The 12,367-nt window shown below is 68.7% G+C and carries 12 protein-coding genes; 4 read left to right on the top strand and 8 right to left on the bottom strand.

Annotated features, from left to right (window positions below):
• The first annotated feature begins 60 nt into the window (after positions 1–60).
• Positions 61–2,331: a S8 family peptidase gene (locus tag QE385_RS13165; protein ID WP_307102538.1), complete on the top strand. Its 2,271-nt coding sequence runs from the start codon at positions 61–63 to the stop codon at positions 2,329–2,331.
• Positions 2,332–2,380: 49 nt separating this feature from the next.
• Positions 2,381–3,382: an LLM class flavin-dependent oxidoreductase gene (locus tag QE385_RS13160; protein WP_307102535.1), complete on the top strand. Its 1,002-nt coding sequence runs from the start codon at positions 2,381–2,383 to the stop codon at positions 3,380–3,382.
• 20 nt (positions 3,383–3,402) lie between these two features.
• On the opposite strand, the gene QE385_RS13155 is transcribed toward QE385_RS13160, so the two are convergent.
• Genes QE385_RS13155 through QE385_RS13140 form a run of 4 tightly spaced genes read right to left on the bottom strand, consistent with a single transcriptional unit; the run spans position 3,403 to position 6,430 of the window.
• Positions 3,403–3,891: a hypothetical protein gene (locus QE385_RS13155; protein WP_307102533.1), complete on the bottom strand. Its 489-nt coding sequence runs from the start codon at positions 3,889–3,891 to the stop codon at positions 3,403–3,405.
• Positions 3,892–3,938: 47 nt separating this feature from the next.
• Entirely contained in the window at positions 3,939–5,369 is a 1,431-nt protein-coding gene (locus QE385_RS13150) for an ATP-binding protein (RefSeq protein WP_307102531.1), read from the bottom strand.
• Between the two features lie 25 nt (positions 5,370–5,394).
• Positions 5,395–6,081: a response regulator transcription factor gene (locus QE385_RS13145; protein WP_307102529.1), complete on the bottom strand. Its 687-nt coding sequence runs from the start codon at positions 6,079–6,081 to the stop codon at positions 5,395–5,397.
• A 43-nt stretch (positions 6,082–6,124) separates the two neighbouring features.
• A complete protein-coding gene (locus QE385_RS13140) occupies positions 6,125–6,430 on the bottom strand; it encodes a hypothetical protein (protein WP_307102527.1) in 306 nt (101 codons plus the stop codon).
• Positions 6,431–6,543: 113 nt separating this feature from the next.
• On the opposite strand from QE385_RS13140, the gene QE385_RS13135 reads away from it, so the two are divergent.
• Positions 6,544–8,328 (top strand): ABC-F family ATP-binding cassette domain-containing protein, encoded by a 1,785-nt coding sequence (locus QE385_RS13135; protein WP_307102525.1) that lies wholly within the window; start codon positions 6,544–6,546, stop codon positions 8,326–8,328.
• 36 nt (positions 8,329–8,364) lie between these two features.
• Here QE385_RS13135 and QE385_RS13130 read toward each other — a convergent pair whose 3' ends face one another.
• From QE385_RS13130 to QE385_RS13115, 4 genes are all read right to left on the bottom strand, one after another.
• Positions 8,365–9,690, bottom strand: coding sequence for a TadE/TadG family type IV pilus assembly protein (locus QE385_RS13130; RefSeq protein WP_307102523.1), 1,326 nt, complete (start codon positions 9,688–9,690; stop codon positions 8,365–8,367).
• Complete coding sequence (locus tag QE385_RS13125) at positions 9,687–10,232, bottom strand: TadE/TadG family type IV pilus assembly protein (protein WP_307102521.1); 546 nt, start codon at positions 10,230–10,232, stop codon at positions 9,687–9,689. Before QE385_RS13125 ends, QE385_RS13130 begins: the two co-directional genes overlap by 4 nt.
• Positions 10,229–10,828 carry a TadE/TadG family type IV pilus assembly protein gene (locus QE385_RS13120; protein WP_307102518.1) on the bottom strand — a complete coding sequence of 200 codons (600 nt, stop codon included), beginning with the start codon at positions 10,826–10,828 and terminating at the stop codon, positions 10,229–10,231. Before QE385_RS13120 ends, QE385_RS13125 begins: the two co-directional genes overlap by 4 nt.
• Before the next feature lie 90 nt (positions 10,829–10,918).
• Complete coding sequence (locus tag QE385_RS13115) at positions 10,919–11,662, bottom strand: dienelactone hydrolase family protein (protein WP_307102516.1); 744 nt, start codon at positions 11,660–11,662, stop codon at positions 10,919–10,921.
• A gap of 103 nt (positions 11,663–11,765) precedes the next feature.
• On the opposite strand from QE385_RS13115, the gene QE385_RS13110 reads away from it, so the two are divergent.
• On the top strand, positions 11,766–12,311 hold the full coding sequence (locus QE385_RS13110) for a DUF2238 domain-containing protein (RefSeq protein ID WP_307102514.1): 546 nt from the start codon (positions 11,766–11,768) through the stop codon (positions 12,309–12,311).
• The last annotated feature ends 56 nt before the right edge of the window (positions 12,312–12,367 follow it).

Here is a 12,367-nt window from a genome sequence, read left to right as displayed (position 1 = left end):
CTCGTCAGGATGCAGGATCGGCGATAAGGACCGTACACGGGGTCGGACAAAGGGGGATATGTGAGGATCGAGCGCCTGCGGGGCATGACCGGCATTGCGACGGTGCTGGCGACCGGCCTGACGCTCGGCGCGTGCGGCGGGGCCGGATCGGGCATCCAGCCGACACCGACGCCGCCCATGGTCACGCCGACGCCGAGCCCCACGCCGACGCCCACCCCGATCCCCAATTACGACACCGCCGGGTATCGCGCGACGACGGGGGCGGTCGCGATGAACGCGCTGGCCGCCTATCAACGCGGGGCGACCGGCAAGGGCGTCGCGCTCGGCATCATCGATTCGGGGATCGACACGACGAACACGCTGTTCGCCGGACGAATCGCCAGCGCTTCCTCGGATGTCGCGGGAACGCGCGGCATCACCGACGAGGACGGGCACGGCACCGCCGTCGCCTTCACCGCCGCAGGGGGGCGCGACGGCGTCCGGGCGCAGGGGGTCGCGTTCGACGCGACACTGGTGGTCCTGCGCGCCGACCGGCCCGGCAGCTGCTCCAGCACCGCCGGGGGCGATGCGGGCAGCGGTTGCGCCTTTCCGCTCGATGCGATCACGCGCGGGCTGGACGTGGCGCGGCAATCGGGCGCGAAGGTGGTCAACATCTCGCTGGGCGCCAACGAGACTCCGCCCACCAGCCTGACCGCCGCGATCGGCCGGGCGACGGCGGCGGGGATGGTCGTGGTGATCGCGGCCGGCAATGACGGCGAGGCCGATCCCACCGCGCTGGCCCAGATCGCCAACGATGCCAGCGTCGCGCGCGGCCAGGTCATCATCGCCGGGTCGGTCAATGCCAGCGGCGTCATCTCCAGCTTCAGCAACCGCGCGGGCCAGTCCGCCGCGCACTACCTGACCGCGCTGGGCGAGATGGTCGAGGCGCCCGACCAGACCGGCACGCGCAAGCTGTGGTCGGGCACCTCCTTCGCCGCGCCCCAGATCAGCGGCGCCGCCGCGCTGCTGGCCCAGGCCTTTCCCAACCTGACCGCCGCGCAGATCGTCGAGCTGTTGCTGCGCACCGCGCGCGACACGGGATCGGCGGGCAGCGACGGCGTCTATGGCCGGGGGACGCTGGACCTGACCAACGCCTTCCAGCCGATCGGCGCGTTGAACGTGGCTGGCACGGGATCGGGCGGAGCCGCCGTCTCGCTGTCGGTCAATGCGCGCCTGTCCCCCGCCATGGGCGACGCGGCCGTCGCGGGGCTGCGCATGGTTGCGCTCGACGGCTATGCGCGCGCCTATCAGCTCGATCTGTCGGGCACGGTGGCACGCGCCGCGCCGCGCGCGCTGCTCGCCCCCAGCCTGCTCGGCCGGATCGAAGGCGCGAGCCTGTCCGACGGTGTCCGCACGATCGCGGTCACCAGCGCGATCACCACGGCGGGCGAGGCACGGCTGCGCGCCATCGTCCCCTCCGACGCGCCCGCCGCCGGTCGCCGGATCGTCGCGGGCACGATGACCCAGGCGCTGGCGCCCGACACCGCCATCGGCTTCGGCTTTGCCAGCGGTGCCGACGCGCTGGTGGCCGGGTGGACCGGACAGGCGGGGCCAGGCTTCCTGCTGACCGATCCGGGCTTCGGCATCGACCGGGCACCGCGCGCCTCGGCGGCGCTGCGCCAGCGGCTGGGTGCGCTCGGCATCAGCCTGTCGGCCGAGAATGGCCGCTTCGCCGCCGCCGTGCCGGGGATGACGCCGCCGCGCTACGACCAGATGGCACTGGGGCTCGACCGGCGCGTCGGGGCGATCGCGACGACGCTGGGCCTGACCCGGCTGGCCGAGCGGTCGACGGTGCTGGGCGGCTGGTTCGGCGGCGCGCTGGGGCAACCGCGCGCGACCAGCTGGTTCGCTGATGCCGCCGCACGCTGGCGCAGCGATGGCGGCTGGACGCTGGCGGGGCATTGGCGCCGGGGCTGGACCGACGCGTTCGGCGGCATGGGCGGCGGGCTGCTGGTCAGCCGGTCCTGGTCGGTCGAGGCGGGCAAGCGCGGCCTGTTCGGCGGCGACCGACTGGACGTGCGGCTGTCGCAACCGCTGCGCGTCACCGGCGGCGGGCTCGACGTGCGGCTCCCGGCGCATTGGGATTATGCCGCCGGGCAGGTCGACGGCTGGACCACGCAGCGGCTGGCGCTGGCGCCGACCGGGCGCGAGACGCTGATCGAGGCGCGCCATGCCGTGCCGCTGGGCGCGGGCGAGCTGTCCACCCATCTGTTCTGGCGGCACGATCCGGGGCAGATCGCCGCCCTGCCCGACGAGCGCGGGGCGGCGGTGAAGTACGGCTTGACCTTCTGATACCCGGTCTTGGCTGGCGAAGGGCGCGCGTCACCCCCATCTTGCTCTTATGACACGTTATTCCTTGCTCGATCTGGTGCCCGTCATTCAGGGCGGCACCGTGGCGCAGGCGCTGGCCAATGCCGCCGACCTGGCCGCTCATGCCGAGGCGAACGGCTATCACCGATACTGGACCGCCGAGCATCACGGCATGACCGGCATCGCCTCGGCCGCGACCGCCGTCGTGCTGGCGCATGTCGGGCAGGCGACCAAGACGATCCGCATCGGTGCTGGCGGCATCATGCTGCCCAACCATGCCCCGCTGACCATCGCCGAACAGTTCGGGACGCTCGACGCGCTGTTCCCCGGCCGGATCGACCTGGGGCTGGGCCGCGCGCCCGGATCGGACCAGCGCGTCGCGCGCGCGCTGCGCCGGACGCTGGACAGCGACCCCAATGGCTTTCCGCGCGACGTGATGGAGCTGCAAAGCTATTTCGCCGATGACGGCCAGACCGGCATCGTCGCGACGCCGGGCGCGGGCGCGCGGCCGCAAATGTGGATCCTGGGATCGAGCCTCTACGGCGCGCAGCTCGCCGCCGCGCTGGGCCTGCCCTATGCCTTCGCCTCGCACTTCGCGCCCGACGCGCTGGACGACGCGCTGGCCGTCTATCGCCGCGACTTCCGGCCGTCGGCGGTGCTCGACAAGCCCCATGCGATGGCGGGGTTCAACGTCTTCGCCGCCGACACCGACGAAGAGGCGGAGCTGCTGGCGAGCTCGCAGCAACAGGCCTTTGTCGCGCTGCGCACCGGCAACCCGGGCAAGCTGCCCCCGCCCGTCCCCGGCTATCGCGAGAGCCTGGGCGCGCAGGGGGCCGCGATCCTCGACCATGTCCTGTCCTGCTCGGCGATCGGCGCGCCCGCGACCGTGGAACGGCAGCTCGCCGCCTTTGTCGAGCGGAGCAAGGTGGACGAGGTGATGGTGGTCAGTTCGATCTTCGACCACGAGGCGCGCAAACGGTCCATCGGCATCGCCGCGCGGGCGATGGATGCGCTGGAGACGGTGGCGGCCTGACGGGGCCGCCACTCCATAAGTTAGAAGCCGAAGGTCACGCCGAGCGCGTAATAGCGGTCGCCGGCATTGGCCTTGACCCGCGCCCGCTCGCTGAGCGGGACGGCCAGCGTGGCGTAACCGCGCACGGCATCGCTGCTGACCCGTGCGCCGCCGCCGATCTCGACACTGTGTGGAAAGACATAGACAGCCTCTGCCTTGGCATAGCCCTTGAACGCGATGGCGAGGCAGTTCCCGTCATTGGTGAAACGGCCATCGGGCGCACGGCACCGCGACTGGCCGTTACTGAAATAGTCCCGCGAATTGGGATTATTCTCGTCATGATGGATGAAGACACCACCGATCGGACGCAGGCTGAGTCGTCCGATGTCGACAGCATAGCCCAGCCCGATTTCCCCGCCCCAGCGGTCCTGCGCATTGGCGCCGTTCAGCTCCACACCAAAGCCCTTGGCCAGCGCCGGTGACGCAGCACACAAACCCGCGACGAGCGCGAGTCCCTTGATCATTTTCATGGATTTCCCCCGTTGCCGATGCCCCGAGCATCGACAGGCGGGGGCGGCTAACGGATCAGCGGCCCAGCGGCAATCCGGGAAATACCCGGATCGCCCCATAGTGGATCACAAACCGCTGTCACCGCCGCCGGAAGCCTGAGCCGCACCAGCAGGCCGCCCAGGTCCTCGCTCTCCTCCAGCGACACGGTGCCGCCGTAAATCTCCGCCACGTCGCGCACGATGGCGAGGCCCAGTCCCGTGCCAGGCTTGCCCGTGTCCAGCCGGACGCCGCGATCGAAGATGCGGACGCGTTCGCTTTCGGGGATGCCGGTGCCGTCGTCTTCGACCAGGATCTCGACGAAGCCGGCCTGCGCGGCCACCGTCACGAAGACGCTGCCGCCGCCATATTTGGCCGCGTTCTCGACCAGATTGCCCAGCATCTCGTCCAGGTCCTGGCGCTCGACATGGACGACCAGGTCCTTCGGCCCGTCGACATCGATCCGGGCGTGGCGATAGAGGCGGCCGACGGCGCGCTCGACCGATTGCAGGCTGGGCCAGACCTCCGCCCGGCTGTGCGCCGAGCCGCGCCGCCCGACCGCGCGGGCGCGCGCCAGATGGTGGTCGACCTGCCGCCGCATCGTTCGCGCCTCGCGGATCACCGTCTCGGCCAGATCGTCGGCATGCGCGGTGGCGGCGTTCATGATGACGGTCAGCGGAGTCTTGAGCGCGTGCGCCAGATTGCCCGCATGCCGCCGCGCCTCCTCGGCCTGCTTCTCGTTATGCTCGACCAGCGCGTTGAGTTCCTCGACCAGCGGCGCGACCTCGTCGGGCATGGCGTCGGAAATCCGGTCCGCCCGCCCGGCGCGCATCGCCGCGATATCCTCGCGCACCCGGCGTAGCGGATAAAGGCCGTAGAAGGTCTGGATCGCCGCCATCAGCAACAGCCCGATCGCCAGCAGCGCGAAGCTGCGCACCAGCGTCCGCCGGAGCGCGGCGATCTGCGCGTCCAGCCCCTGGCGGCTCTGCGCGACCTGGAACCGCCAGCGCACCTCCGACCCGGGCAGCTTCACATCGCGTTCGACGATGCGCAGCTTTTCCTCGGGGAACTGGTCGCTGTTATAGGTGTGGATGCTGTCGTCATTGTGCGGCGTGCCATAGGCCAGCTGCCGGTCCCACAGGGATCGCGAGGGAAACGCCTCGCGCCCCGGTGCCGACACCTGCCAATAGACGCCCGAGCCCGGCTCCAGAAACGCCTGGTCGGCGGGCTCGCGGCTGAACCACACCTCGCCCTGCTGGATCTCCGCCGAGACGAGCAGCGAGCGCAGCACATAGGCCAGCCGGTCGTCGAAATTCTGCGTGACCGCCGACACCAGCACCCGGTCGAGCGCGAAGCCGCCGCCCGCCAGCAGGACCGTGATCCACCCCGCGGCGATCAGGATCATGCGACGCGACAGCGATCCGGTACGCCGCGTCGGGCGCAGGGTGGCACCGTCCTTCATGGCAATGTCCCGGTGCGGCCGCCGGTCAGGCCGCCGCGCCCGCCGACCCGGCCGCCGGATCGTCCAGGCTGTAGCCCAGGCCGCGAATGGTGGTGATCACGTCCTGGCCCAGCTTCTTGCGGATGCGCGTCACGAACACCTCGATCGTGTTCGAATCGCGGTCGAAATCCTGGTCGTAGATATGCTCGATCAGCTCGGTGCGGCTGACCACCTTGCCCTTGTGGTGGAGCAGATAGGACAGCAGCTTATATTCCTGCGCGGTCAGCTTCACCGGCTCGCCCGCCCGCGTGACCTTGCCCGAACGGGTGTCGAGGCGGACGTCGCCGGCGGTCAGCTCGGACGAGGCGTTGCCGCTGGCGCGCCGGATCAGCGCGCGCAGACGGGCGATCAGCTCCTCGGTCTGGAACGGCTTGGCGACATAGTCGTCGGCGCCCGCGTCGAGCCCGGCGACCTTGTCCGACCAGCTGTCGCGCGCGGTCAGGACGAGGACGGGCATGGTCTTGCCCTCCTTGCGCCAGCGGTCGAGCACGGTCAGCCCGTCAATCTCGGGCAGGCCCAGGTCGAGCACGATCGCGTCATAGCTTTCGGTCGAACCCAGGAAATGCCCCTCCTCGCCATCGGTGGCCAGGTCGATGGCATAGCCCGCACCCTCCAGCGTGGACTTCAACTGCTGGCCGAGATTGGGCTCGTCCTCGACGATCAGAACGCGCATCGCAAAACTCCTGTTGTTCGATTGCAACCGGCGGGGGTCGCGCTCACCCGTCGGTCCGGCCGATGACGCGGCCGGTGCGACCGTCGACCTCCACCCAGATGACCGTGCCATTGCGCAGGAACTTCAGCGTGTAAATGGCCGCGCCCGCATCATAGTCGAAGCCGATATATTGCGAATCGCGCATGGTGGGCACCACCCGCGCCTCGATCTCGCGCAGCGACAGATTGCCTTCCCGGCGGGCCTGGGCCGCGCGCATCTGGTCGCCGCGACGTTGATCGGGGGGCGACCCGATCATCGGCGGCGGACCCATCGGTGCGGCGAGCAGAGCCAGAAGGACGGTCATCGACATGAAACTGGCATAGCGGGAAACCGTTGAACAGCCTCTGAATGGATCATGCAGCCGTGCGACAGCGCATGGAGCGCTTGCCGGGTTCCCCCTTCGCGCCTAACTGCCAATCCATCATGGCAGCACCCGTTCTTTCCTATGAAGACCTGGGCCTTGTGCAAGGCTCGGGCTGGCTCTTCCGGCATCTCGACATCCATATCGGTCCGCGCGACCGGCTGGCGCTGATCGGGCGTAACGGGGCGGGCAAATCGACGCTCCTCAAGCTGATCGCCGGGATCATCGATTCGGACGAGGGGCGGCGTATGATCGTGCCCGGCACCCATGTCGTTTATCTCGAGCAAGACCCCGATTTGACCGGCTGCGCCACGCTGATGGACTATGTCCTGTCGGGCGAGGGCGCGCCGGAAAGCTATGAGGCCGAGGCGATCGCCGGACAGCTCGGCATCGACCTGACCCGCGAGGCCGCGACCGCCAGCGGTGGCGAGAAGCGGCGCGCCGCGATCGTCCGCGCGCTGGCGATGAACCCCGACGTGCTGCTGCTCGACGAGCCGACCAACCATCTCGACCTCGCCGCGATCGAATGGCTGGAGGATTGGCTGAAGCGCTTCACCGGCGCGTTCGTCGTCATCAGCCATGACCGCACCTTCCTGACCCGGCTGACCAAGTCGACGCTGTGGCTGGATCGCGGTCAGATGCGGCGCAACGAGGTCGGCTTCGGCGGCTTCGATGCGTGGACCGAACAGGTCTATGCCGAGGAACAGCGCGCCGCCGAGAAGCTCGACGCCAAGCTGAAGATCGAGGAGCATTGGCTCCACCGCGGCGTCACCGCACGGCGCAAGCGCAACCAGGGCCGTCTGGAAAAGCTGCACCAGATGCGCGCCACCCGCGCCGCGATGATCGGGCCGCAGGGCGCGGCGAAGCTGGGCATCGCGTCGGACGATGTGAAGACCAAGGAGGTCATCAAGGCCGAGCATGTCACCAAGCGTTACGGCGACCGCACGATCATCAAGGACCTGAGCCTGAAGGTGACGCGCGGCGACCGGATCGGCCTGGTCGGCGCGAACGGCGCGGGCAAGACCACCCTGCTCAAGCTGCTGACCGGCGAGATCGAGCCCGACGAAGGCACGGTGTTCCTCGCCAAGACGCTCGACGGCGTCATCATCGACCAGCAACGCAAGCTGATGGCGCCGGAAAAGCGGGTGCGCGAGGTGCTGGCGGACGGCGGCGACTGGATCGACGTGCGCGGGGTCCGCAAGCATATCCACGGCTATCTCAAGGAGTTCCTGTTCGACCCCTCGCTGGCCGAGGCGAAGATCGGGACGCTGTCGGGCGGCGAGCGCTCGCGTCTGCTGCTGGCGCGTGAGTTCGCGCGCGAATCCAATCTGCTGGTCCTCGACGAGCCGACCAACGACCTCGACCTCGAAACGCTCGACCTGTTGCAGGAGGTGATCGGCGATTATGACGGCACCGTCCTGATCGTCAGCCACGACCGCGACTTCCTCGACCGCACCGTCACGGTGACGCTGGGGCTGGACGGGTCGGGCACGGTCGATGTGGTGGCGGGCGGCTATGCCGACTGGGTCGCCAAGCGCAAACCGGTCGCGGAGAAGAAGGCTCCGGCCAAGGCCGCCGCCCCCGCATCCCCCGCGCCGGTCCAGGCCAAGACCAAGCTCAGCTACAAGGACCAGCGCGATTACGAGCTGCTGCCCAAGCGGATCGAAGAGCTGGAAGCGGCCATCGCGCGCGACGAGGTGAAGCTGGCCGACCCCGATCTCTATGCCAAGGACCCCGCCCAGTTCGACCGGCTGATGAAGGCGATCGAAAAGGCGCGTGAGGAGAAGGACGCGGCCGAGATGCGCTGGCTGGAACTGGCCGAACAGGTCGAGGCGCTGGCGGGCTGACCCCGCGCCCCCGCGCCCCCGCGCCCCGCGCGCATCCTACCGGGTGATGCGCGCGGTCGCCACGGCGCTCTGGAACAGGCCATCCATGGCGGCGAAGATGTCCTGGTCGGTCGTGACCTTGGTATACAGGCCGGGCGAAGCGCATTTCTGCAACGCCGGTTCGACCTGGTACAGATAGGGCGCGACATTCTTCTGGGACCAACTGTGGTTGTCCATCGCTTCGCGCAGATACTCGGTATAGAGAACCGCGATACGGATGTTGCGGGCCTTGATCGCATCGCAAAGCGTCGTGTCGATCGCCACCTCGGGTCGGCCATTGGCGCGGGCCTCGTCCCGCATGCCGTCGGTGACGATGAACATCACGCCCTGCGGAGCCTGGTTGTCGGTGCCGCTGCCCGGCGTTTCCATATTGTCGCGCATCCAGCTCAGGATGTCGCTATGCGCCGAGTCCCTGTCGCCAAAGCCGACCTCGTCCGGATCGCAGGCGCGGGTCGGGCAGTTGTTGGTGTAGTATAGCGGCACCTTCAACGTCTTGGCCTTGCTGGCCACGATCGTCATGTCCGATGTCCGCTTCGTCAGAACGGTGATGCCGCCCTTGCCGCGAAAGGTCACCACCGCCGCCCGATATGCCGCGCCGTTCTTGCTCGACGCGCTGCGGATATTCGTGCTCAGGCGCGACAGGGCGGTGCCCTCGTCATCGATGCGCAGGGTCAGGCCATAGGATGTCGCGACCCCGTACAGGTCCGTTATCCGGCCGTTCGCATCGCGCCCGGTCTGATCGGCCTGGGAATGACAGGCGAATTTGCAGCCCTGGCTGTTGCTCTGCGCCACCTTGGCCAGCCCCGCCGAGGTCGTCGGCAGCGCCATCGAGGCCGAGACGTCCAGCACCATGTAGAAGTCGATATCGGGCGCCACCGCGTTGGTGGTGGCCGACAGGCCCGATATGGGCAGGGTCTTGAGCCCCAATATCTGGGCGAAGGCGTTCGAGGATGTGGCAGTGTATTTCACCGTGGCGTTGCGCCGTCCGTTGGCGTCGGTCGGCGCCTGCACGGTCAGCCCGGTGATCTGGATGGCCCCCTCCCCGCCGAGGCCCTTGGCCTGCGCCTGGAAGACCTGGGCCGCATAGGCTGCCGCATCGCTGTCGCTGACGCCCAGCTTGGCCTTGCTGACCGCCGAGAGCGCCGCCGCATCGGCGATCGCGTTGAGCTTGGTCTGGGCCTTCATCGCGCGCGCATAGTCGACCCCCATGCCGATGGCGAAGGTCAGCACCGGCAGGGCCAGGGCGAACAGCATCATCACGTTCCCGCGACGATGGCGAAGCGCCGCGCGAAGCAGGCGGACGGACAGGATGCGACGGATCATTGGCAGTTCGAACAATCGATCTTGTCGGTATTGCGCGGCACCATGAACAGACGATCCTGGAAGGTCATCGGGCCGATGGTGCCGAACGATACCGGAGGGGAATAGGCGTAGCTGACCTCGGCGAGCAGGAAATAGGTGCCCGCACCGCGCATCGCGGCCGGAACCGCAAGGGTGGTGCCGACGGCATAGCCGGCGGTGTTCAGTCCCCGGCTCCACTGCACGGTCGTGTTGCCGCGGGCATCGGTCGCGATCTCGGTGATCCGGAAGCGCGCCTTGTCGGCGGCATAGGGTTGCAGCACCTGCGCGGCCGCGACCAGATTGTCCTGGACCTCGGCGGCCGACATGATGCCGGTCGTGTTCTGCGCGATCAGGTCGGCCGCCGCGCGGGTGGCGATCGTCACCTTGCGATTGCAGGCGATCCCGTCCTGGAGCTGGACGCCGCCCAGATAGAGCAACAGCATCACCGGCAGGATCAGCGCGAATTCGACGAGGGCGACCCCGCGCGTGTCGCCTCGCATCGTCGCCAGGACCCGCCGCCTCACGTATAGGGTTCCGACTTGGACACCGATGTCGCCATCAGGATCGACGAACCGGCATTGCCGCTCAGATCGGGCTGCGGCGTGATCCGCATCGGCCACACATAGACGAACCGCACGATCACGACCGCCCCCTGCTCGCCCAGGCTATAGGACAGCGGCGCGGACAATTTGCCATTGGCATCGAGACGCAGATTGCCATTGGCATCGAGACGCAGATCGAGCGGCGCGATAGCCAGCCCGCCGCCGGGCGCGCTCTTCACATCGACATAGAGCCGCGAGCAGGACAGGAAGATGGGCAGTTGCGCGCAGCCCGACTTGCGAAACCGCTCGGCGAGCTGCGCCTGGGTCATCCCCTGCGCCAGGGACTTGATGTCCGCCGACTGGGTCTGTCCGGTCACGATGCCGCGCGCCGCGACCTCGACCGCGGTTTCGAGCGATTCCTGCGCCAGATAGGCAAGGCTGGTCTGCAGGATCGCCAGCAGCAGCGCGAGGAACGGCGCCGCGACCAGCGCGAATTCGACGATCGCGGCCCCCCGCCGATCGCTCAGGACCGAGCGCCGGGCGCGTGCGCGACGAAGCGAGGGGGGACGAAGGATCATGGAAGGGCGGTCTCGTTTCCGCCCATATCGGTCACAAAGGGTTAAACATCCGCAAATGTGCCGCGATTTCGGGACGATACCGAAGGGCGATCAACGCAGCGCCCGCGCATAGAGCGCCAGGGTCCATTGCATCGCCTGGAGGAACAACGCGGGGTCGTAGCGCGGCCCCTCGTCGCGCAGAAAGGCGTGCTGGCCGTTCACCTCATGCCATTCATAGCTGGCACCGACCGCTTCCAGCCGGGCGCGGATCGCCTCGCGTCCGGCATAGGGGACATGCGGGTCCTGCCGCCCCCAGACGAACATCGCCTCGGCCTTCAGCTCGTCCATCCGCGCCAGGCTGTCGTCGCTGCGCCCCTCGCCCAGCGTGCCCGAATGGATGTCGGTGGCATAGAAGCACGCCGCCGCCGAGACGCGCGGGTCGAGCGCGGCGCGATAGGCCAGATGCCCGCCCAGGCACACGCCGAACGTGCCCAGCCGCCCGTTGCACGCCGGATGCGCCGCCAGCGCGGTCAGCGCCGCCATCGCATCGGCGTCATAGGCCGCGACCGGCTTGGTGAATTTCAGGTCGTTGCCGCGATCGGTGCCCGGCTTGTCATAGGCCAGCACCGTGCCGGCGGGCTCATATTCGTGATAGACCTCGGGGATGCCGACGACATAGCCCTGCCCCGCCAGCATCGTCGCCAGCCGCCGGATCGGCGCGGTCACCTGATAGATTTCGGAAAATAGCAGGATGGCGGGAAAGCGCCCCTCGACCGCCGGGCGGATCAGGTGGACCCGCATCGCGCCGCTGCCCGGCACCTCGACATCCTGAAACTCATCGCCGCGCACGATCATCGCCGGTCCCTTATATTGTCAGCAGTGTCCTTGGCACCCGCGAGCGCCCCCGGCAATCCGGTGCGGGCGTTGCATGGAGTCGCCACGCCGCTATCGTCGGCGCATGCAACGGGAACGATGGAAGCGCGACGACCGGCGGCTGGTGCTGCTGACCCTGATCTGGGCGGCGGGGCTGGTCGCGTCGGGGTGGCGGCCGTTCGACCGGGCGACCTGGGCGATGGAGGTCGCGCCGGCGCTGATCCTGATGCTGGGCGGGGCCTATAGCTATGCGCGGGTGCCCGCCGGGGCCTGGGTTCAGGACTGGCTGCATCTGGCACGTAATCCCTATGACCGGCTCGGCCATTTCGCGCAGGGCTTCGTGCCCGCCATCGTGTTTCGCGAGGCGTTGATCCGGCGGGGTGGGTTGCCGCGCGGCGGGCTGACGACCTTTCTCGTCCTCGCCTGCTGCCTGGCGGTCAGCGCCATCTATGAGCTGATCGAATTCGCCGCTGCCTTGGCGCTGGGCCAGGGGGCGGAGGCGTTTCTGGGCACGCAGGGCGATGTCTGGGACACGCAATGGGACATGCTGATGTGCCTGATCGGCGCGGCGACCGCGCTGCTGACTTTGTCGCGGCTGCACGATCGGCAGTTGATTCGATGGAAGCGCTGAAGGGGTGATGACCCGCGCCATTCGTGTTAGGGCCGATCGACATTCAGCGACGCCTT

Source organism: Sphingomonas sp. SORGH_AS_0950 (assembly GCF_030818415.1).
Lineage (GTDB): Bacteria > Pseudomonadota > Alphaproteobacteria > Sphingomonadales > Sphingomonadaceae > Sphingomonas.
Note: the sequence above shows the minus strand (reverse complement) of the source record. Positions and strands in the feature narration are given on the sequence as shown.